At 48.8% G+C, this 22,264-nt stretch carries 18 protein-coding genes and 2 pseudogenes; 13 read left to right on the top strand and 7 right to left on the bottom strand.

The genetic code is table 25. The features are described 5' to 3' along the window. Positions 1-3: 3 nt before the first annotated feature. Positions 4-372, bottom strand: coding sequence for a riboflavin kinase (locus WC777_04830; protein ID MFA6024507.1), 369 nt, complete (start codon positions 370-372; stop codon positions 4-6). Positions 373-431: 59 nt separating this feature from the next. Here WC777_04830 and WC777_04825 point away from each other — a divergent pair, with 59 nt between their 5' ends. From WC777_04825 to WC777_04815, 3 genes are all read left to right on the top strand, one after another. After that, a complete protein-coding gene (locus tag WC777_04825; GenBank protein MFA6024506.1) occupies positions 432-926 on the top strand; it encodes a hypothetical protein in 495 nt (164 codons plus the stop codon). A gap of 54 nt (positions 927-980) precedes the next feature. Beyond that, a complete protein-coding gene (locus WC777_04820) occupies positions 981-1,862 on the top strand; it encodes an HNH endonuclease signature motif containing protein (protein ID MFA6024505.1) in 882 nt (293 codons plus the stop codon). Between the two features lie 112 nt (positions 1,863-1,974). Beyond that, on the top strand, positions 1,975-2,349 hold the full coding sequence (locus WC777_04815) for a hypothetical protein (protein MFA6024504.1): 375 nt from the start codon (positions 1,975-1,977) through the stop codon (positions 2,347-2,349). A 37-nt stretch (positions 2,350-2,386) separates the two neighbouring features. Here WC777_04815 and WC777_04810 read toward each other — a convergent pair whose 3' ends face one another. Continuing rightward, entirely contained in the window at positions 2,387-3,613 is a 1,227-nt protein-coding gene (locus WC777_04810; protein ID MFA6024503.1) for an O-antigen ligase family protein, read from the bottom strand. Positions 3,614-3,634: 21 nt separating this feature from the next. Next, entirely contained in the window at positions 3,635-4,303 is a 669-nt protein-coding gene (gene tpiA / locus WC777_04805) for a triose-phosphate isomerase (protein MFA6024502.1), read from the bottom strand. 107 nt (positions 4,304-4,410) lie between these two features. Here tpiA and WC777_04800 point away from each other — a divergent pair, with 107 nt between their 5' ends. The 4 genes from WC777_04800 to holA are packed head-to-tail and all read left to right on the top strand — an operon-like array spanning position 4,411 to position 14,667. Continuing rightward, entirely contained in the window at positions 4,411-8,688 is a 4,278-nt protein-coding gene (locus tag WC777_04800) for a hypothetical protein (protein ID MFA6024501.1), read from the top strand. 20 nt (positions 8,689-8,708) lie between these two features. Beyond that, positions 8,709-8,861: a hypothetical protein gene (locus WC777_04795; protein ID MFA6024500.1), complete on the top strand. Its 153-nt coding sequence runs from the start codon at positions 8,709-8,711 to the stop codon at positions 8,859-8,861. Between the two features lie 12 nt (positions 8,862-8,873). Beyond that, complete coding sequence (locus WC777_04790; protein ID MFA6024499.1) at positions 8,874-13,691, top strand: hypothetical protein; 4,818 nt, start codon at positions 8,874-8,876, stop codon at positions 13,689-13,691. Between the two features lie 4 nt (positions 13,692-13,695). Continuing rightward, a complete protein-coding gene (holA, locus tag WC777_04785) occupies positions 13,696-14,667 on the top strand; it encodes a DNA polymerase III subunit delta (GenBank protein MFA6024498.1) in 972 nt (323 codons plus the stop codon). Here holA and glnA read toward each other — a convergent pair. Then, positions 14,664-15,989 carry a type I glutamate--ammonia ligase gene (gene glnA, locus WC777_04780; protein MFA6024497.1) on the bottom strand — a complete coding sequence of 442 codons (1,326 nt, stop codon included), beginning with the start codon at positions 15,987-15,989 and terminating at the stop codon, positions 14,664-14,666. The genes holA and glnA overlap by 4 nt on opposite strands. 294 nt (positions 15,990-16,283) lie before the next feature. Here glnA and WC777_04775 point away from each other — a divergent pair, with 294 nt between their 5' ends. After that, positions 16,284-17,036, top strand: coding sequence for a helix-turn-helix domain-containing protein (locus WC777_04775; GenBank protein ID MFA6024496.1), 753 nt, complete (start codon positions 16,284-16,286; stop codon positions 17,034-17,036). Between the two features lie 31 nt (positions 17,037-17,067). Here WC777_04775 and WC777_04770 read toward each other — a convergent pair. The 3 genes and pseudogenes from WC777_04770 to gatC form a co-directional block, all read right to left on the bottom strand. Beyond that, a pseudogene (locus WC777_04770) lies at positions 17,068-17,676 on the bottom strand (Type 1 glutamine amidotransferase-like domain-containing protein). Positions 17,677-17,679: 3 nt separating this feature from the next. After that, on the bottom strand, positions 17,680-19,140 hold the full coding sequence (gatA, locus tag WC777_04765; GenBank protein MFA6024495.1) for an Asp-tRNA(Asn)/Glu-tRNA(Gln) amidotransferase subunit GatA: 1,461 nt from the start codon (positions 19,138-19,140) through the stop codon (positions 17,680-17,682). Between the two features lie 14 nt (positions 19,141-19,154). Continuing rightward, positions 19,155-19,445 (bottom strand): Asp-tRNA(Asn)/Glu-tRNA(Gln) amidotransferase subunit GatC, encoded by a 291-nt coding sequence (gatC, locus tag WC777_04760; protein ID MFA6024494.1) that lies wholly within the window; start codon positions 19,443-19,445, stop codon positions 19,155-19,157. A gap of 257 nt (positions 19,446-19,702) precedes the next feature. On the opposite strand from gatC, the gene WC777_04755 reads away from it, so the two are divergent. The 5 genes and pseudogenes from WC777_04755 (at position 19,703) to WC777_04735 (ending at position 22,227) form a co-directional block, all read left to right on the top strand. Further along, complete coding sequence (locus tag WC777_04755; GenBank protein MFA6024493.1) at positions 19,703-20,080, top strand: hypothetical protein; 378 nt, start codon at positions 19,703-19,705, stop codon at positions 20,078-20,080. Further along, the gene (locus WC777_04750) at positions 20,047-20,544 is read left to right on the top strand and encodes a hypothetical protein (GenBank protein ID MFA6024492.1); all 498 of its coding nucleotides are present in this window, start codon (positions 20,047-20,049) and stop codon (positions 20,542-20,544) included. Before WC777_04755 ends, WC777_04750 begins: the two co-directional genes overlap by 34 nt. A 93-nt stretch (positions 20,545-20,637) precedes the next feature. Then, complete coding sequence (locus WC777_04745; protein MFA6024491.1) at positions 20,638-20,949, top strand: hypothetical protein; 312 nt, start codon at positions 20,638-20,640, stop codon at positions 20,947-20,949. Continuing rightward, positions 20,936-21,376 carry an adenylyltransferase/cytidyltransferase family protein gene (locus tag WC777_04740; protein MFA6024490.1) on the top strand — a complete coding sequence of 147 codons (441 nt, stop codon included), beginning with the start codon at positions 20,936-20,938 and terminating at the stop codon, positions 21,374-21,376. The genes WC777_04745 and WC777_04740 overlap by 14 nt, the downstream gene beginning before the upstream one ends. Beyond that, a pseudogene (locus WC777_04735) lies at positions 21,349-22,227 on the top strand (permease-like cell division protein FtsX). Before WC777_04740 ends, WC777_04735 begins: the two are co-directional and overlap by 28 nt. Positions 22,228-22,264: the final 37 nt, after the last annotated feature.

The following is a 22,264-nucleotide window of genomic DNA, read 5'->3' as shown; positions in this document are numbered from 1 at the left end:
GAGTTAAGTGGGGTCATTATAAAGGAGGCCGCGCACAAGGCCAACATCTTTCTGAATCTGCTCTTGTAGGGCGGTTGCCGAATCAAACTTCTGCACCTCTCTAGTCTTTTTTACCACTGTAATTTCGGCCGTCTCTCCGTACAAATCCCCTTCAAAATCCAGCACAAAAACCTCCGCTCGTGTTTGCATACCTTCAAAAGTAGGCTGGGGTCCGTAATTCATTGCACCTCTAAATCGGCCTTGACCAAAATCAACCCAAACCGCATAAACTCCCTGTTCAAGGTCTACAAAATCCCCTTCTATATTAAGAGTGGGAAACCCAAGCGCTTTTCCGCGCCCCTGCCCATGAACAATTTTTCCTGTAAGTTTCACGCAAAGAAGACTATCATAAGGGTGCGTTTTTTTAAAGAAAGCCGATAACCCCCATTCCCATGACAACTCTTACAGGCATCTGGATCGATCACGCTCATGCCATCGTTCTCAAAGCGAATAAAATGGGCGAAGTGAACATGGATTCGTTTCACTCGGAAGTTGAGCCCCACCACAAAGGAGGTCACGACGACAGCGAGCACCAAACCATTGTGAATCAGAACCGCCACGACGACCGCCGCCACAATCAAATGAAAGCCTTTGGAAAAGAGGTTTTAAAGCATTTGGAAGGCAGCGATGAGATTGTGATTTTTGGGCCCGGCACCGCCAAGCATGAATTCAAAGCCGTGCTCGAAACCAACAAAGCCCTCTTCCCCAAACTCAAAGGTGTGGAGACCACCGATGTCCTGAGTGAAGCAGAGCTCAAAGAATTCATGAAGGACTTCTTCAAGTTGCCACGAAACTGATGGGTTTTACTAGAATGTGGCGCACAAGGGTGAGCACACATTCACCATACCATATTCTTGACTGAGTGCCACTCAAAAGGATGCTTTTAACCTGTTAATGAGGTGGATTTTGGTTTAGAATTAAGGTTCATTAACCCTACAAATATGACCCCCAATTCTTTGACATCCACGCCTGACTATTCGACTCGCCTCACAGACGGGGAACTGTACGAAAAGGCACGACTTTATGGAAGAAACGCCCTGGAATGGAGGCATAAGTTTATAGGACTTCTCCCCGAACTCAACCGTCGCCGTTTGTATGAAAGGAAAGGATTCGGATCCATTTTTGAATGTGCATTTAAACTTGCGGGACTGAGTGAACAGCAAGTAAGAACCGCCCTGAATCTTGAGAAATGTTTTTCAGATAAACCCGCTTTGAGGGCCCTCTTGGTGGAGGGAAGTGTAAGCGTGAACAAGCTTGCAAGGGTGGCCTCCGTGGCAAGCACTGAGAATGAAGAAGAATGGGCCGAAGCGGTTCAAAATCTTTCTCAAAGTGCAGTGGAGACTTTGGTACGGGATCAGAAAATCATGGCTGAACAGGCAGCCGACCAAAATAGAAATGGCTTACTACAGCCATTATTTGAGGCAAAATCCTTGCGCGCGCAAGACCTTCGGCTCAGCACGGAGCTTACAAAAAGACTCCTGACCTTACAAGAAAAAGGCCTCAATGTGGATGAAATCCTTACGGATCTCCTTGATAAACGGGACCAAGAGATCGCTGAAGAGAAAGTGGCCATAAGCGAAGGCCTGGAGCCGACACAATCTCGTCATATTCCCGCCCGCACCAAGAAGGTTTTAGATCAAGAGCACGGCAGTAAGTGCTCAATCCCAAGCTGTAGAAAGCCGGCGGAGCAAGTCCACCACACCCAAACCTTCGCACTGAGCCACGCGCATGATCCTCATTACCTGGCCCCACTCTGCAAAGACCACCATGCCATTGCGCATGCGATCAATCTAAAGGTGCAAGAGAAACGGAGGGAGGTCTAAAGAACCTAAATTTACTTGACAGTTCGTTAGAAATTGGCTTAAATAAGCCTCAATTCGCCATCATCCAAGGATAGGCTGACTGAGGCTACCTAAGAAAATTTAAATTCAATATATGGGAAAAGGTATAGAAACAGGTGGTGATGTCATTGAAATTCCAAGCAAAAGAAAGGTGTGTTCTTTTTTGACTCTCACAGGCCTGACGAGTGTGGATCCAGAAGTAATGGCAGCCACTTATAATGATCCCAAGTATCAAGACGCAGCAGCTGCTCATGAATTAAAAAAAGGAATAGCAGTGCTCATAGAAACAGGAAGGGGTAGGGTACAAGGTGTACTAGAGACGAATCAAAGGGTTATTGTGCCTGACACATTAATGATGGAAGCAGCTACCGGGGTTGATTTCCCACACATTGGCAGCTTTTGGCCTGTTACTATCGATGGTCAAATTTGGTTTGTATCTCAGTATTTAGTCCATAAACAAAAGGAGTAAGGACGACCACGATCACGAAAACTTTCCTCACAAGGGCTTAAAGCAGCATTGCCATGAAGAGCCAGAACTGAAAAGCCAGGTCGTTTTTGAAGTAAGGGGTGTCGAAAAGACCATGGATGAGCAGGGTCACCAGCATCAGGGCCACGAGGTGCCGTTCTTTTTTATCGCGTTCGGTGAGCCACAAAAGAGCCCTGCCACAGAGCCAAACAAAAGCGCCAAGGCCGAGTAGACCCATATTGAGCCAAAAGGCCAATAAAATATTGTGGGGGTGCAGCATGTTCCACTCAAAAGGAGCGGAGCCCAAAACCACCTCAGCCACCTCCTGATACTGTTGTTCAAACTGCCCCATACCAATGCCCAAAAGCGGATGATCGGCGATCAAGGCGGTGGAAATTTCATAAATTTGGAGGCGAACGCTGGAAGAAGAGCGTCCGGCAAAGTCCACAAATTGAGCGAATTTATCGGTACCGAGCTGAGAAAGCAAAAGAACCAATCCAAGTCCAAACAAAGCGGCGAATGCAATCCAAAACGATTTTCTGCTGCGCCGCCGCGCCAGAAGCAAAAGACCCAAAGACCCGGCACCGGCCACCGCAATCCACCCCGCGTAGGATTTGGAAAAAAACAGCGCGGCGGCGCCAAGTACGGCGCAAATCCCCAAGAAAATCCTATCGCCTTTTGAATCACTTTCCACGGCAGCCAAGCCCGCAAAAACCACCAAAGGCCCCAGATAAAGCGCCAAATAATTGGCCGATTCAAAAGGCCCGGAGGCGCGCATATCCGGGGTTAAAAAATCTCCCGTCACCACTTGGACCAAGGCCAAAACCGATAAAACCGCTCCGCTGAGCACCAGCGCCCGGAGGGCCCAGAACATCATCGAAGGTTTTTCCCTAAAAATCGTGCGAGCCATCACAAAATAAAGCACCGGCGCCACAATCCATCCCTTTAAAATGCCCAGCGCCTTCATCTTGGCGGGGAATTCCGTTCCATCCACCATGCGGGGGAGCTCCCCACTTCCATCTCCCACAAAAACCACCGCGATGCTCAGGCCCGCCGCCAGCAAAAACAGGAGTACCGGCCAAAGCTTCCAGTCTCTTAAACGAAATTCATACCCCTGCAAAAGGAAAAGCACAAACAAGATTCCAAGCACCAACTCCGGCAAGGACACCGGCACGCCAAGCAAAGTTCCCCTAAAAAAATACAATGGAAAAAGCAGAGGGAAGAATGCAATCAAGCGAGGAAAAAGTCCACCGGGAACTTTAAACATAATTCTTAAATTAAATTCCACTTACGCCCGCAAAGCTCCGCACAATTCACGCAATTTCGCCAAAGGATCCGCGGCTTTCACTACCCCGCTGGACACCAAAACTCCCACCGCCCCCAGACTCAGCGCAATGCGCACATCGTCCGCCGTCTTTATTCCCGCTCCCACAATCACTTTTCCGGCTCCTATTTTAGCCACCGCCTCCGTAATCAACTCCGGCCTGGCCACCGAAACAGAAACCTCTCCTCCAATCAATTCCGGCACTTCAATCGCCACAAAATCCGCCCCCATATCCGCAAATTTCTTCCCTTCCTCCAAGCTCTCCGCGCAAACCAGCGAGAGCATATTGAGCGCCTTCATCCGTTCCAAAGCTCGCGCAATCTCCGAATCGGAAATCCGTCGCTCCGAATGATTCAGCATCGCCCCGTCAATCCCCACTCCTCGCGCCACTTCCACCGGAATAAGCCCTGTATAAGCCCCATAACCCACTCCATCCAAATGCGGAGCCAAAACCGGAATGCTGACGCACGAGGCCAGCATGGGCAAATCCAAAAACATCCCCACAATCGCGGTGTTCACCCCAAGCTCGTTCGCCACTCGTTCATGCAACTTGGCCAGCTCCACCGCCCGTGGGCCCGTGGACTCTTGGTACGATTTAAAATTGGTGATGAGGATGGGAGTCTGTAGCGCCATACCACTATCTTGCCTCAACCTTAAAAATTGCCAAGCGAAGACTCTTGCGGCCATCCTGATTTTGTGATATGATTAATAGATTTAAAACAAAAATAAAACCCACCCGTATGGCACTTCATCAGTCGGAGCAAGCTCCAATCAAAAACGAACTTCATGAAGTCAGAGACCAGGTGGAAAAAGCCGAATTTCTCCTTCCGGAAAGTGTTCGCCATTTAAACAAATTGATTGATAAAGCCAGCCCCGCCGATGCTGCAGTGCTTTTGGAGAATCTAGATCGGATCCTAAACGAGCTGAAGCGTATTCAAGACTTAAAGGATATCCTCAGCCCAAAAAGTTATAAAGAAGCGCTGGAAAGGTTTTTTGAGAGGATTCAGGACTTTGCACTTTCTCAAAAAGAAGTGCGAGACCTCTTCACCTTCCGTCAAACCCAATTGAACCAACACATCGCCCTAAGAGACAAAAACTTAGTGCGTCCCGTACCTCAAGCAGCACCGCTGGATCAGCAAAGCTTTGAAGCCAGCCTAAGGAGCACAACAAGAGTTATTCCAAGCACCGCTCAAGTGGCTCAAGAACCCATCACCTTCGATGGGGCAGATGGCCCAGTAACCGTGACACCAGAGGCTGCGGGACTTTCAACAGACTTTGCTGAATCAGAGTGGGAAGGGCCGGAGGAAGAACCGGAAGAAACCCCCTCCACCCACTTCACGGATGATGAAAAAGCTATGGTTGAAGACGAAATTGCTAGAGAAAAAGCGGCTGCCGCAGCCTCCGAAGATACAGAAACTCCCGAAGCGGTCGCACTACCTGCACAAAGCGAACTGACTCTGGTCAGCTTTCCGGGAACAAGCGTAGAAATTCCGGAGCTTTTCCGTGGAGAAAATTCTTTTGAACACATCGAGACCATTAAAGATCTTGAGAGTGGAGAAGCCATTTACAATGCGCTCCGCATGATGGCTGCCATTCATCGCGACCAAGTGGGCCTCATCGACACCCGCATGACATGGAAAGCACTCCACGGAGGCATTCTTTCTAAGGGAGGTCGTTTTGAAATCAATTCCAACGAAATCGCAAAAGCCGTGTATGGGAAAAATGAAGATCAATTGGAAGCCAACACTCCTCACTTAGAAAAATTTTTTGCCGCCGTACAGACTTTAATAAATGAACTTCCCTCCGCCCAAGAAGACGCCGAAAAAATAAGGATAGAGAAGGAGGCAAAAACACAGCGAGAGGCCGCTTACGAAGGTCTCACCGGAGAAAAAGCCGCCATGTTCCGCCTCACTGGAGAAGTTTTTGATCGCAACAGCCAGGGGCCCAGCATTTCATACAATGTCTTTCAAGCCATCGCCTTCACACTTTCGGGCAAAGACCGTCCGACGGTGAACGCAGACAACTGGATGAGTACTGCTCGCCAACGCGTCAGCAAAGGCTACAAAAGTTATGGCGAACAGCAAGTCATTTCTCACGCCCGTGCCTTTGATAAATTGATGAACCACGAAAATGGGGCCAGTTACCTGGAAACCCTCAACACTTATTTAATTCATGGTCAAAACAAGATCAACGGCGAAAAAAACCATTTGGGATATGGAAAAGCGGTGAGTGTAGCCCCCATCACACTAGAGAATCTCAACGATCCCACATTCACCCTCAGCAAAGATCAAATTGCCGCCATCCGTTACGGAGCCATGGCCTTTGCCGCCGCCGAAATGCGAGTGCTGCAAAATATTGAAGCGGAAGAAATCACTGCAGATGTAAACACCGCAACAAACGGAATGGTGGATGAGCTTACCGCACAAATTCCCGCAGGAACCCTCACCGACGAACAAGAAAAGGCCCTTAAAGAAGACTTAGGCGGACACATTCAAGGAGTGCTCAGCGGATTGGCCGCCATTCAACCCGGCGAAGAAGTACACGCCATGGCCGCACTGGAAGCCGGCGCACTCATCCCTCTCCTTAATAAGGATTTCCCAGGGCGACTCAGTTTGCAATGGACCGTTTCTGCAGGAACTGTCCTGCCTGTGCTCCGAATGCACGGAGGTCTGATCTACCAAATAGACTTGGGTAAAAAAGGCCGCACTCACTTGGAAGCTTATGCCCGCCTCAGCGCCGGACTCAGCGATCCTCAAGGATTGATTGGGCCAACCTTTGGGCTTGGCATCAGTCGCGACCTCAATGAATCCGGAACGCTATCGCTTGGCACGGGAGCAAATCTGGGCCTCAGTAAAAGCGGGGATGTTGCAGGATTTCATCCGCTAAGCCTCGATCGCAATCTCGATAAAGTTTTACAAAAAAGAATCCGCGAGTTTAAAGAAACACATAAAGAAGAATTGGAGACTATTCGAACCGAAATTTATGCACAAATAGATGATCTTGAGCATGTTGAAGACCCCATGAAAAAGGCCCTCAAGGCCGAATGGGAATCCTATGTAAATTACCGAATCGCCTACGGAGAAACCAAAGACTTCAGCAAATGGAGCAAACAAATCAAATACATCAGCGCCGGGCCCACCGCCGCAGTCGGTCTCAAAGAGGGTGGCTTCGCCCTGGGTGCCTACATCACCTTTGGCGTGGGCTTCCGTCCCGTAACACGGTACATTCCCGCCCTATTGGAAACTCCGGACATGGTCAGCGATTCCATGAAGAGCGGCCTACCCGTCGCCTTGCCAGTAGACTACAAAGAAGTTCAACCCGATTGGGAACCCATTGAGCTCAAAGATGAATTCCTTTACGAAAATGATGGTGACAAAGCCAATGCCGAAGCCGAAGCTATTGCAAACGCGAGCAAGGCCTTGGCCGCAATGAACGAAAAACTCAAAGGTCAAGCCGTGCTCACCTTCAACGGAAAATTCACTCAGTTGACCCTCCAAAATATCGATGGAATGGTGCGCTTCTACCCTGATGCAATGAGCGACATAGAAGCCATTCAAGATGGAGACGGCGGAGCGCCTCTCCTCAACTTGGACAGTGGCGATGCCTTGCTCCTCCGCACTCTTGAAACCACCGATCCTTACACTGGGAAAAAACTGTTCTTCGTGGGACTCACGAGCGATGAAAACACCACCATCGAGCAGATCATGTCTCAAAGTCCCAGTTATATGGAATGGATTCAAACCAAAGACGGCACCACCGACACTCGACTTCTGAAGAACGACAAAGTAGAAAATCCACTTTTAAGAGAGAATATCCTGACTCGCACTGATGTCGAAGCAAAAGACAATGGACTCGTCTTGGGCGACCTCAGCCTCGAAGGCGCCAAACAAAACGCACGCGAAGTAGAATGGGAAACCGTTCGCATGCAAGAAGGCGTTCGCGAGGTCAAACTCTTTGAAGGTCTCACCCATGATGACCACGAAGACGCTAAGGCCGTAGCTGAACAACTCGTAAAAACAGACAAAATGGATTACGACCATTTGGCCGTTGCAGCCAACCGCGACACTATCGATTCACTGATCACAGAACGATACAAAAACATCGGCGTCACGGAACCCACAGATCAACAAATCCTCTTGGCTCACCAATACGCCATGCAAATCGGCCGACCTGACGCAAAAGAGATCCCATGGAAATGGAATACCGAGGCTGCGCAGGCAATATTTGGTGAAGAAGATGGAGCAAGAGTCATAGAATCTCTTCAAGCAAATGCAAATACCGTAAGTTCTCTCCCCGAAGGCAGCGAATTCCTCATTGCCATCGACGACAGCGGAACTCGAAAACTTTTACAAGGTTACTACGACTTCAATATCCACGGGGGAATGAATGGCGCGATGTACGCTGAAAAGGACGACCCAGCCGCACAAAGCATAAAAGGCTTATCGGAATGGAAAAAGCTTCCAGCAAATGCCTCGTTTAAAGACATTCGAAAGGACATGGCCGGCCTTCGTCTGGCTCAAATTGCAGACAAACTGTATGGACCAGAAGATGGCAGAGACATCAAGCAAATGGTGGAAACAGGAGTGCCAACTCACCCGGAGCTCGCCCAAGAGTTCACTCAAGATGTTCTTAAACTACTCAAAGATGGTCAAAGCATGGTCCGTGGAAATCCAGTAACTTTAACCGAAGAATTCTTTGTTTGTCTCTATGGCAAGTGTGAAAACCTCACAGTGGCCCGCAATGTGGAAATCGATTACACACTCACCCAGCCCAAAGAAGTCAAAGTCGCCGCCACACGGCAAGCGCTCACTCAAGAAGTTCGCCCGGAAATAGGCGTAGACTACACCACCTTGCGCGTGAGCCCAGGAGTCATTCCTATTGTGCCAGGCGGAGGATTCATTCCTCCGTTGCCTGGGCAAGACAAGCCAAATCTTTGGGGTAGTCCAGACGAATTGCCACAAAACAATCCAGGGGACCACACCATTACCCCACAAGGAGGACAAAACTCCCCACGATAATAACCATTCACCCATTGACTATGAGAACAATTTTTATTATAATGTCAAGCCTGTCTCTCCTGCTCACTGCGTGTGGGACACAAGAACAGGTTGAAAATATCAAATACAACCCTGTCCAAGAAGGAAGCTCAATCCAAATGGAACCCGGCGGACAGGAGTCTCCAATGCAATAAATCTTTCCAACCATGAAAAAATTCGCCCCCCTTTTCACCCTCGCTCTCGGCATTCTCCTCGCTTGGCCCATCCAAGCTTTTGCTTTAATGACTGTAGGCGACCGAGCCACGGAAGGCAATGAAGATGCTTATGAGGTTCCAGCTGTCGCAGAGGGAGGCTACGATGAAGGAGACCGTTACTGCGTAGGAGCAACCCACGAGCATACCCACTATCACACTTCAACCGATACAGACACACAAGAATTCTGGGAGGTGATCCACAGTTTTGCCATTGTGTTTGAGGATGATTTTTTGGAAACGGTAGACACCGACACCAATTTCCTGTGCACAGATGGAAGCGGAACCTACAGAACCTGTAATTTTGATAAAGAAGCAGATTTGGGCGAAGTCATTCATACGGTTTATGGCGGCGAATGGAACGGAATCACCGTAACTTATCAAGTCCTAAACTGGATTGAAGGAAATCCCAAAGGACTGCTCTGGGAATATGGCAGAGAGGACCCTGAAGATATTGACCTTAAACCTTGGCTTCCCAGCGGAGATTATTTTATAGAAGGCATTTCTTTCGAGCTCTTGGATTACGACACCGACCAAATTGTCACCACCACCAGTTGGACGAAACCGGAGTTTTACTACATCGATCCGGACGCTGAGCACAGCATCGAAAGCAATTGGCACCAAACCTATCCAGAAGAAGTTGACTCTTATATCGAGGAAGTGGATCCCGATGAAGATCATATTTTTTGGTACGGGCTCAATGGAACGGCGGTGACCAATTTTCCCGCTTGTCCCCCCACCGAAGAGGAGCTCACTTGTTCCAAACTTGTTTTGAATCCGGGCAGTGTGGGACTCGACAATGTGTTTAGTGATACGGATTTTGAAGCAACGGTTTATGCCAATGACGGAACCGTCATCACCGATGAGGTGGATGTCACTTATCAGGCTTATAATTATGACGGCGCGGCGGCCAGCGGAGACATCCGTTACGGCGGCTCGCTCAATATTTTAAATGGGAATGCCGGACCCGTAGAAACGGGCGATACAGAGGTGGAATACCGCGACTCCATGCCTGGAGACCGCTTTACCGCTTTTGTGAGTGATTATTTGGGCGTGAGCTACGAAGGCACCGGACTCTGTGAAGCCGAAGTGGAATTCCCTTACTGTAGCGATCTCTTGCTTTTGGACCCGGAAACTCTGCTCTTTACCGTGGATGAAACTGAAGTGGACCTTCCCATTGAAGTGGAAGCCGTGGCCTCCAACGGCCATCCTTGGCCTTATGATTTGACCTATTCCGCTACCGACACGGATGCCACATTTGATGGGGACACCACTCCTTACACCACCACCGACTGGACCATCGACTCCTTCCAGAGTGATGAAACCGGTAGCGTGCTTGTAGAAGCTGAAAATGATGTGGCCGGAGTGTGCCGAACAGGTTTCACCTATGTCCTCACTCCCCAAAAACCCGTGTGCGAATCTTTGGAAGTCAGAGTACCCGATCATACCCTCACCTGTGAGGAAATGACCGAAGGTGGCATTGAGATTCGTTGGGAAAGCACCATGACCGACGGGACAGAAACTCCCGGACCTTGGCGCCTCACCAGCAGCAATCCCAACGGAGAATTCAGCCGCAGTGCCGGAGGTCCCTCTTTGGGAACCGGATTTTACATCTCTGCCATCAAAGTGGTGTATTACACCGGAGAACCCGGAGACACCATTGAAATCGTGGACATCAATCAACCGTATTGTTCAGATACTATTGAAAGTGAAACTTGTGAAGGACCAAACCCTGTGTGTGAAGACCTCACCCTCTCCGGTCCTTACATCAATAATGACGATGGAAGCACCACCCCAATCGATCTGAGTGATGAAGAAGATTTGGCTCTGCTCTACGAAGAAAGCACCGTATGTTGGAATTTTGCCTTGGCCGTTTCGGACGCAAGCTACAGCGGAACCCTCCTTGTGGAAGGTTTCACCGATCCGAGCGAAACCGCCTACAGCGGGAACTTGAGCGTGCTGGAACTCAGCACCTTGAGAAATGAATACGGCAACCCCGTAAGCATGGGACTCAGTGGAGCCGCCAGCTACGCCGGAATCATTTGTTGGGAAAACTTTGAAGCCAAAAATGTACTTTCCGTTTCCATGATTGGAGAAGAGGCCGTTTGTTCACAAGAAGTGACCCTGCCTCCTCCTCCAGATGAAGCCCCATTCTGTATCGATCTTCAAATGGATCCCGACTCTTATACCATGTCGGCCGAAGATGAGGATGCCGGAATCATTGCCGTGACCATTGCCGTGGAAGCCAGTGCCCCAGGATGGGCTGGAACTCTGGTGGTGAACCGCAGCGGAAGTGGAGCCTTGTTCTACACCGATGGAAGTCCCTCCGAATATGGAGACGGCCACCTGGAAATTCCTGTTTTTGGAACCGATGATACTGTGATTGTTTTCTACCGCAATGGAGATGCCGGGGACACCGTGAACTCTTACATTGTGAGCGACTCCGAGGCGTGTGCCGATGCGTTTAGCATCGACCAAACTCCTCCCGAGGGACTCTACTGTGTCGACCTTGATCTTAATGAAGACACCGAGACCGTAACCGTACAAGGAAGCGACAGCGATTGGACGGGAACACTCGTCATCACCGAAGACGGCAACGGCCAACTCTATTATAGTGATGGCAGTTCCTCCGGTTACAGCGACGGACACTTGGAAATCCCCGTTTCGGGAACCAGCAGCACCGTGAGCTACTCTTATTCCGGAGACGATGCCGACATTGAAGCTTACATTCGAGGAGAAGCCGGTGAATGTAGCGATGACTACAGCCTAAGCCCAACCCCCACTCCAACTCCTGAAAATGTGTGTGAAGACATTGATTTCACCGATACCGATTTTGAAGTCGACCTCACTTGTGAAGACATCGAAACCGAAATCTGTGTGGATCGTGACGAAAACGGAGACGATGAACGCGTGATTGAAGTGTGTTACGAAACCGCCGAAGGCGATAGAGAGTGTGAAGAAATGGTCTTTGAATTCGACGAAGGCGAAGACCAAGTGTGTGAAGAAGTTTCGTTTGAAGAGGTTTGTGAAGGCGCTGAGATTGAAGTCCTCGAAGACAATATCGTGTGTGAAGACCTCAACATCACGGAAGCTCCCGAAGAAAAAGAAGTGGGATCCTTTGAAAAATTCATTTATACCTTCAACTTCTCTTCCGAGAAAAATTCCTACAGCGATGAAGGAGTCTTCTTCTCCCACGATGAAGATCGAGCCTTCTACACCTTGGCCTACGAACCCAGCGGAGATGAAGACGCCATCACCTTCACCGATGAAATGTGGGGCAGCACTTTGGAAGGACACAAAGGAGATGGTAGCGACTCCGGTGGAAACATCCGCCTGGCCACCAGCTACAGTGAACTTGTGGAAGGAACCAGTGGAGCCACTTATGACTACAACTTGATCACCATGATGGGATTTGGAGATGAACAAGAAGAAAACTCCGATGATCTTGCGGCATTTGTAGACTCCGAAGAATTCCGGAACAACTTCATGGCCTACCTCCCCTACATCAAAATGCCCGGGGAAGAATCCGTTCGCATTGAAGAATGTGATTATGATGAAGAAGGAAACTTGGAAACAGAAGAAGTCTGTTACGACCCTGATCACTCCCCAACCAGTACCGAAGATATTGTGATTGAGAACACCGGAACGGTTGTAGAAGATTATGGAGATGAAGCGGTGATCCGTATTCGTTATGTGGGAGTCATCACTTCCGGTCTCAACTGTGGAGACAGCTCAGACGAATGTTTGACTGAAGAGTTTGAGAACAATGCTTCCGTAGAAGTCTTTGACGATACGGAAGAACTCACCGCCGAAGCAAAATTGGTGGTGCTCTGTTCTTACCTCATGACCCAAAACGCCGGCGATGTGTACCTGGAAGTCTCCCTGGAAGGAGGTTCCGACATCTCTTGTATCTTCGTGGAAGAGGATGAAGCCACCAGCAGCGATTACCGCAATGTGGACGCCTTGATCATCTTGGAAGATACCGAACCCACGGAGGATGACGATGACGAAGACAGCGCCAGCACTGTTTCCACTTATTCACTCGCCACCGTTTCTTTCTGTGACGATGACGATTCCAACAGTATTGTCGGAAATTTGAGTTCCTTTGTGTGTGAAATCGTGGCCAAGGTCAGTGACCTGTGGGCCAGCTCTACGGTGGAAACCACCACCAGCAACATGATCAGCCAAGCCACTCGTAATGCCGACACCAGTCAAATGGCATCCGTGAGCACCTATGACTCATGGGAACAGATGGAAAAAGCCCTGACCAACAACAACAACAGCAGCAGCAATATCTTGTATTTTGATGGAAGTCTCAGCAATGAGGCAGACCCTGCCATGACCTTGGGTGGGCTCACCGTTCCCTCCGGAGCGTGGACCATCATTGTTAAAAATGCCGATTTGCGCCTCACCAAAAACATTCAATATGCTACCGTGAGCAACCCGGGCGATTACAAAAATCTCCCCTCCGTTGCCTTTGTGGTCCTGGGTGGAGATATTTACATCGAAGACGGTGCTCAAAAATTGGTTGGAGTCTACTACACCGATCAAAAGTTTGATGGGGACGAACGCAGCGCGGTGGATGAACAGCTCACCGTGGACGGATCTTTCTACGGAAATGTTCAAACTCTGATTCAAAAGGCAAAATATGTAGGCCCTCCCACCATTGATGGTGGAGGAATCGTGATTCGTTACGACAGCCGCATCCTTTTGAACACTCCTCCCGCACTCTCCGAGTATGTGGACATCAACACAGAAAAAGGAGTAAATTAGGGCCATGGAAAGCCCCAATCTCTATTTGATGTCTGGAGAAGACCACTTCTCCATGCGGCAAGAACTCACCCGATGGAAAGACGCCTTCGTCAGTAAATTTGGGGAAAGCGATTGGGAGGAATTGGACGGTTCAAACACAAGCGTTGAACAAATTATTAGCTCAATCTCAACTCGTCCATTTTTATCTGAAAAACGGCTGGTCGTGCTTAAAAATTTCCTGGGCAGTCAAAAGGCGGAAACCGCCAATACCCTGCTCCCCGCACTGGAAAAACTGCCCGAAAGCACCGTGCTGGTGATGGTGGAAGAGAGCAAACCCGATGAACGAACAAGCATTTTCAAACGACTCAATATTTTGGCCACCAAACGCCTGTTCCTCAAACCCAAGGGAGTCCAACTGAGCACCTGGGTACAGCGCCGCGCGGAGCAGGCCGGAGCCCGCATCAATCCGGAAACCGCAAGTTACCTGGTGAGTGCCGTGGGCGATGATCTCTTTGCCTTGGATCAAGAAATTCAAAAACTCACCCTCTACGCACGGGGGGAACCCATTCTACGAGAAATGGTGGATGAGCTAGTGACGGGGATCGTACAAAAATCCATCTTCACCCTCACCGATCAACTGGCTCAAAAAAACTTTGCCGGGGTACTCAAAACCATGGAAGACCTGAAGGCACAAGGAGAAGATCCAGCCTTTATTTTCTCAATGATTGTGCGACAAATCCGTTTGATCTTAGAGATGAAAGCGCTGAGTGAACAAAACCTGCCGGCACCCATGATGGCCCGCAAAATGGGAGTTCACCCCTTTGTGGTGAGCAGCAGTCTGCGTTTCACCAAAAACTTCACCTTCGAACAGCTACGGTATTTCTTGAAAAAGTTCATGGAATTGGACCATCGCCTCAAAACGGGGCTCATTCCATTGAAACCCCGTGAGGAGGACCAGTACTTACTGGCCATTGAACGAATTTTACTCAGAGCCTAGCAGTCCAAATACCGATCGGTTTCCCATTGAGAAACGCTGGTGCGGAAAGATTCCCACTCTGCGGTTTTTGAGGCATGGAATTTTTCAAAAGTGCTCTCCCCCAGCGCAGCGCGAATCACTTCGTCTTTTTCGAGTGCATCCAAGGCTTCCTTAAGCGTGCCAGCCACGGTGCTGATGCCCATTTTTTTCATTTGTTTGGAATCCAGCTCCCAAATATTTTCTTCCACCGGAGCGGGCGCCACCAAACCTTTTTTAATTCCATCCAGCCCCGCCGCAAGCATCACCGCAAAGGCCAAGTAAGGGTTGGAAGCAGGGTCCGGACAACGAAGCTCAATCCGCGCGCCTTTGCTGGCCACCGCAGGGCTCACTCGGGGAACACGAATCAAAGCGGATCGGTTCCTTTGTCCCCACGCAGCATTCACCGGCGCCTCATAGCCCACCACCAATCGTTTGTAGGAATTCACAATGGGATTCATCACCGCATTCATCGCTCGAATGTGCTGGAGCTGCCCGGCAATGTAACTCTGAGCAAGGGCGGAGAGTCCATACTTCCCCTTTTCATCATAAAATTGATTCGCCCCATCCGTAATGGAGGAAAGCGACTGATGCACATGCATACCACTGCCATTGATCCCGAAAATCGGCTTGGGCATAAAGGAAGCATGGAGTCCGTGTTTTTTGGCCAAAGCCTTGAGCGTAAATTTAAAGGTGAGGGCATTGTCCGCAGTGTGCAAGGAATCCGAGTATTTAAAGTTGATTTCACTTTGCCCCGCCGCCACTTCGTGATGCATCCGTTCAATTTCAATTCCCATCATGTCCAAAGCAAAGGACATTTCCCTCCTTAAGGCCAAAGCCTTGTCACTGTATTGATCAAAATATCCCGCACTGTCGTGAGGGGTGAGCGTCGGGTTTCCCTCCGCATCCAATTCAAAAAGGAAAAATTCCAATTCAGGCCCCATAAAGGGTTTGAGCCCAAGCTTCGCCGCTTCTTCCATCTGTTTGCGCAAAATGAAACGAGGGTCTCCCTCAAAAGGGCTGCCATCAGGATTCAATACATCACAAATCAATCGAGCGGTGGGGTCTTCGTTGCCCACCGTCCAAGGCAAAATTGAAAAAGTATCCAAATCCGGTTTCAGCATCATGTCGGATTCCGTGATGGCGGTAAACCCACTGATGGAAGATCCGTCGAACCACACATTGTTATCCAGGGCATCCTCCAACTTGTGAACCGGGAGCGTCACGGCCTTGAGCACTCCGTCCATATCCGTGAACTGCATATCCACAAACTGAACACCATACTCTTCAACCAATTCCATAATCATGAGCTTGCTCACATTGTTACGGGGAAACTGGGTGTATGCATGTTCTCGCACAAGCGCCCTCACCGATTTCTGTGCCGAAATCGCGGGGGAAGAAATAAGAGCATCCATGGGGTGAAGGGGTTAAATACGGTACCGTTTTAATGGACCCCTCTGCGTTGTGCAAGAGCCTTTAATAAGCCCTTTTTGAGCTGTTGAAACAGTGCAACACCGCCATTTGACCTGAGTGAAAAAACGCACTATGCTGATTCCTCCGAACGACTGTCGAAATTTTCTACAACAAAAACCGCATTTACAATGAACCTTCAAAATGTTCTGAACAACATCGGGCTCAATGCAAAAGAATCTAAAGTCTATTTGGCTGCTCTTGAACTCGGCCCCTCCCCGGCTTCCGAAATCGCCTTGCGAGCCAAACTCAACCGCGTGAGTACCTACGATGTCCTGCAAAAACTTATGGAACGAGGCTACATCAGCCAGGCCATCAAAAACCGCATCAAAACCTTTACGGCCACCGAACCCGACCTTTTACGAATGGATTTCCGGCAAAAATACTTGGAGTTTAAAGAGGCCCTCCCAGATCTTCGCCGCCTCCACGGCAGCACCTATATTCCACGCATCCGTTATTACGAGGGCATCGAAGGGGTCAAAAAAGTCTATGCTGATACGCTTTCCACAAAAACGGAAATCCTAAACTACGCGGACTCCAAATCCATCCGCGAGCACTGGCCCACCTACGATAAAGATTATGTGAATGAACGCGTAAAACGCCGCATTTACCTCCGCGGAATTGCCCCTCTCGATGAGCACGGTGAACGGGTGGCCGCTGAAAATGAAAAAAAACACCGCGAAATCCGTCTAGTAAAAGCAGGCTCCTTTGCCTTTTCCAATGAAATCAATATTTACGACGACAAGATCTCCATCGTCTCTTTCGGTAAAAATGAAGTGGTGGGCATGATCATCGAAAGCCCGGAAATCGCCAACACCCAACGCGCCATCTTCATGATGGCCTGGGAATTCGCCGGCAACGCCACCCGCAGGGAGGAAGATTAATGGTGACAAAAACTCAAGCCACAAGAATCACCTCTCCATCCCGCACCGTCTTAAACGGAATACCATTCTCTGTGCAGTAAGCCACCTCTTTATCGATGTCTTCGGACTCCGGATGGTCGGAATCAAAATGAGGAAGAAAAGCGTAGTCAATGAGCCCCAATCCTTCCCAGATAGTTTCCTTCAAGCCTTCATAGGGATGGTTATTGGGGTCATCCACAATCTGCAAGCCTTTCAAAGTCGGCGAGAGCACACAACAGGCTGCGCTATAGCCGCCGTACACAAAATCTTTTCGCTTGGCCAATTCACCTACAAGTTCATCAAAGCCGGAAAGTCGCATAGCCTGCCGAAGCACAAAAGTATTACCACCACTCACCCAGAGCCCATCAAGCTCTGCAAGCTTTTCGCGAAGTGCTTCTTTTTTTCCAAAGTAATCTCGCAAATCCAGCACCTCCACGCTCAAACCCAAAGCCTTGAGCTCATTCATATCAAAATCCATATGTTTCACACGATTCTCCGGTGGCATACCAATAAAGTCGAAAGCGTCTGGGATATAGCCAACCCTCCCATCACCAAAAGCCAACCACTTTTTAAGCGTTTCAGTTTCATCACCGAGCTTGTAGGAAGAAAGGTAGAGTTTCATGGTCTAAATCTTTGGCTGCATCTTGTTCCACTCGGTCGCCTGTTCATACGCCGCCGCTGTTTGTAAAATGCGGGCTTCGCTCCACATGGGCCCAATGATCTGGAGGCCCACGGGCAAACCGCCGGCGGTAAATCCACAGGGCAAAGAAATGGCGGGCACTCCGGCCGCGGAAGCGGGAATCGCCAAGGCATCCGCAAGATACATGGCCAAAGGATTGCTGGCCTTTTCACCCACCTTAAAGGCGGGCGTGGGCGAAACCGGAGCCATGAGCACATCCACTCCTTCAAAAGCTTGTTCAAAATCTTTGATGATCAAGGTGCGGGCGCGCTGAGCCTGTTTGTAATACGCGTCGGCGTAGCCGGCGGAGGACACGAAAGTTCCCACCATAATGCGGCGCTTGATCTCAGCCCCAAAGCCTTCTCCTCGACTGGTCTTGTAATAGTTCGCCAAATCCTCCGCACCCCCCTCAGCTCCGTGACCAAAGCGCAACCCATCAAATCGAGCCAAGTTGGTGGAAAGCTCGGTGGGCATAGTGACATAGTAAACGGCCACTCCATATTTGGTCATGGGCAGGCTCACCTCCTTAACCGTGGCGCCAAGCTCCTCATATTTCTTAATCGCCGCCATTACCACCTGACGAACCTCCTCATCCACTCCCTCTCCAAAATATTCCTTGGGCACTCCAATGCGCAGACCCTTCACGCCTTTGCCGAGATCCGCCGTATAATCCGGCACCGCCACTTGAGGAGTGGTGGAATCATAAGGATCAGGCCCGGCAATAATATTCATAAGAATCGCGGCATCTTCCACGGTTCGAGAAAAAGTTCCCACGGTGTCCCAACTGGAAGCCAGTGCAATCACTCCAAAACGACTCACGCGACCGTAAGTAACCTTGAGCCCCACGCATCCGCACAAGGAAGCAGGCTGACGAATAGAACCTCCCGTATCCGTTCCGAGTGAGAAGAAACTCTGACCCGCCGCCACAGCCGAGGCGGAACCTCCCGAGCTGCCTCCGGCCACACACTCTTTATTCCAAGGATTCAAACTGGGTCCAAAATAAGAACTCTCCGTGGAAGCCCCACACGCAAATTCATCCAAATTGGTTTTTCCCATAAGAATGTAACCGGCCGCTTCAAGTCGCTTTGTTGCTGTGGATTCGTAGGGGGGAACAAAGTTTTCGAGGATATGAGAAGATGCCGTGGTCCGAACTCCCTTGGTACAGAATAAATCTTTAATACCGGCAGGAATTCCTTCCAAGATTCCAATTTTCTCTCCGCGCGCAATCTTGGCATCCACTTCCTTTGCCCGGGCACGCGCCGATGCTTCCGCCACTGTCACAAAATTATTTAAAACTTTGCCTTTTTCAATCTGAGCCAAGCACGCATCCAGCAAGTCCTCCGCAGAGAACTTTTTTTCTTGTAAGCCTTGGTGTGCTTCGACGATGGAAAGCCAGTTTAAGTCCATAGAGTGGTGTCGCTTTACATAATGCGTTTAATGCGTATTTGATGGTCCACCTTTTCAAGCGGGCTGCAGGCCAAAAGTTCATCGGGAGTGGCTAAGGATCCTCGACCCTCATCTTCACGAGTCACGCTGGTGAGCCCTGTGACCTGAGAAGTCTCCGGCACACCCGCAGTATCGAGCTCCTTCAACATATCCACATAATTCAAAATAGTGGTGAGCTGATCCGCATACCGTTCCATTTCTTCCTCACTCAAACGAAGCCTCGCCAGCTGCGCAATTTTCTCGATCTGTTCTTTTGTAAGCTTCATATGTGTAAGGTCACTTCGCGCAAACTCTATACTGAGAGGCCGAGGGCTTCAAGGTAAATTCAAAAGATTATGCAGAAAGTATTATTGCCTCTGCTCACTTCTGATATAATTGAAGTGGCTTAATATTAACCAATACAGTAAATATCCACCAGCAGAGCTGGTGGCGTTTTAGGAAGCCCCTAGAAGGGCTGAGTGATTTTCCTTGACACATTTCCAAGTATATGCTTTAATTGCATCTTACCTTTAAACTCATCAATATGCCCACTTTATCTGAGACCCCACTATCTCCAGAAATTCAGGATGGGATTAGCAAAATCCATGCATCCTTAGATCAAGCAGAAGCCGATCTAGCAATAGTAACTGATGAACAAACTCCTCAAGAACAAAGAACTGCTATTTTGCAAAGATATTCCGCCCTCATAGGACAAACAAGAATAGGTTGGCAAAATGTACCCGAGGAAACATTTCGTATGTTAATAAGGAGTGTGCCAATGGATCACCCTGACTGGGAAAACGCGTGGCAAAGAGATCGCAAGGTGTCAAGAGAGTGGCTTAAATTGTTCGAAACCAGTTTAAATGTTGATGTCAAGGATTATCAAGAATGGGTAAAGCTCAAATTAAGAGTCTTAGCTTAACTTGATGAAATGGAGGAAGAAGAAGTATAAAACATCACAAAAAAATCATGATTGATCACCAAGGAACTGAATCATTTTCACCTGAAGAAATTGAAGGAATTCAACGAGCACTCCGTATACTCGAAGAAGCAATTCAACAAGCTCAGTACAACAATGCTGGGACGGTCTCACAGTTCTTTGTAGATATATTTAATCAACTTGGACATTCAGATCTATCTAAAATAGAGGAATTGCTTCGGGATTCTGATAGTCGCATACATTTAATAGCTGTTCCAGCTGAGTTTTTTGGCGATCAATTTGAAGCAACATTGCCTCATTCCCCTCACACACTAAAATTTGCTTTATGGGTATGCATGAATGGCCCCGATGAAGCAAGGAAAACACTTTCACAACATAGGATCACAAGTGAGGAAAATAATGAAAATCTACATGAATGCGGCTTTCTAGGCCCCATCATGCATTAACAACAAAATAGCTGCCAAAATTTCTGAGACCTTCGGTCAGTTCTGTCCCAGAAGTTTATTGAAGTTTCTCTATAAGCTAGCTATACTGGGCGCATGCAGAAAATTGTGCAAAATTTGGCCCAGGTTTCACTCTATTTTTTTGTGTTTTTTGGTGCGCTGCATATTGGGACCTCGCTGCTCATGGCCAATGGAGCCATAAACCGAGCGGACACCTTGATCTTCAATGTTTTGGACCTCCCCTTTTTGCTCGCCGCCTTGGTGTATGGAAGCGCTCGCTTTTCGCTCGCGCTCGAACCCATTGTAGGAGACCTCAAAAAATCCTTCATCACTTGTGGCTCGTTCGCGTTCCTCTTCTTCCTCACCGCTCTTTATTTTAATTTTGGCCTCTCCGATGCAAACTTCTAAAGTCATTATGGCCTTTGGTACTTTTGATTTTTTTCATGCGGGACATGAAAATTATTTGGACCAAGCTCGCGCGCTCGGCGATGAATTGATTGTGGTAGTGGCCCGAGATGAAACGGTTAAAAAAGTAAAAAGAGCCAGCCCGCTGTACAACGAAAGAAAACGACTTCGCGCCGTACAAAATTATAAAGCCGTGAGCCGTGCCGTATTGGGAAACGCGGAAGACAAATATGCCGTCATCAAAAAATACGCTCCGGCTGTGCTGGCCTTGGGTTACGATCAATATGTATTCACTTACGGCCTGGAAAACTATTTCATCAAAGAAAACCTCAACATCGAAATCATTCGATTGAAACCCTGGAAACCTGAAACCTTCAAAAGTTCACTCATCAAGCAGTCCCTATGCGCCCAAGACTTGCTCACAATCTAAAACGACTCGCTCGCCTTTCCATGCAAAACATGGGGCGAAATCTTTTGCTCAGCGTCGCCACCACGGTGATGATGGGACTGATTTTGTTCATTTTTAATGTGATCATGGTTTTGAATGCGCTCACCCATTCCACCTTGGACGACCTGGCACAAAAAATCGATCTCATCATTTACTTGAACGATGAACAGTCTCCGTACGAAATGAACCAACTGGTGAAAGAGGTGGAAGCCTTGCCCGTTGTGGAAAGTGTGGAGTTCACCAGCAGCAGTGAAGCCTTGGAGAAGTTTTTGGAGACCTACCCAAAAGATACGGATCCCTTCACCAGTTACGGAATCGAAAACCCTCTCCCCGCGAGCCTTCGCATCGTCACAGAAACCCCAAATCAGCATGAAATGGTGCTCAATTATTTAAAGGAATCCATATATTCAGACCTCTTACAAGGGACCGAAAGCTCGGGAGAAAACCAATTGATTGCCGCCCGACTCTTGAATGTCACCGACTTCACCCAAAAACTCATTATTGGAGTGGTGGTGACCTTTTTGTTCGGCTCCTTGCTCATGATCATGAACGCCATTCATCTGAGTATTTTTACACGCAAAACTGAGATTCAAATCATGCAATTGGTGGGGGCAAAGTATGGAATGATTCAACTCCCCTTCTTGTTTGAAGGAGCCTTTTACAGCCTGGTGGCGGTGTTTTTCAGTTTCTTTTTATTGGTCTTTTTCCTGGAAGGGACTTCCCTATCCAACTACTTGAGTTTTCAAAATTACTGGAGTCCGCTCTGGCTCTTTGCCGCAGAGCTGGTGATCTCCATGGGAATAGGGGTGCTTTCCAGTTTTGTCGCCACAAAAGTTTATCTCAAAAGGGGTCTCGTTTTACAAAACTCAT

This window comes from Candidatus Gracilibacteria bacterium, from assembly GCA_041661045.1.
In the GTDB taxonomy this organism is placed as follows: domain Bacteria; phylum Patescibacteriota; class Gracilibacteria; order UBA1369; family 2-02-FULL-48-14; genus 2-02-FULL-48-14.
The sequence above is the reverse complement of the archived record's forward strand: the minus strand, read 5'-3'. Positions and strand labels throughout refer to the sequence as shown.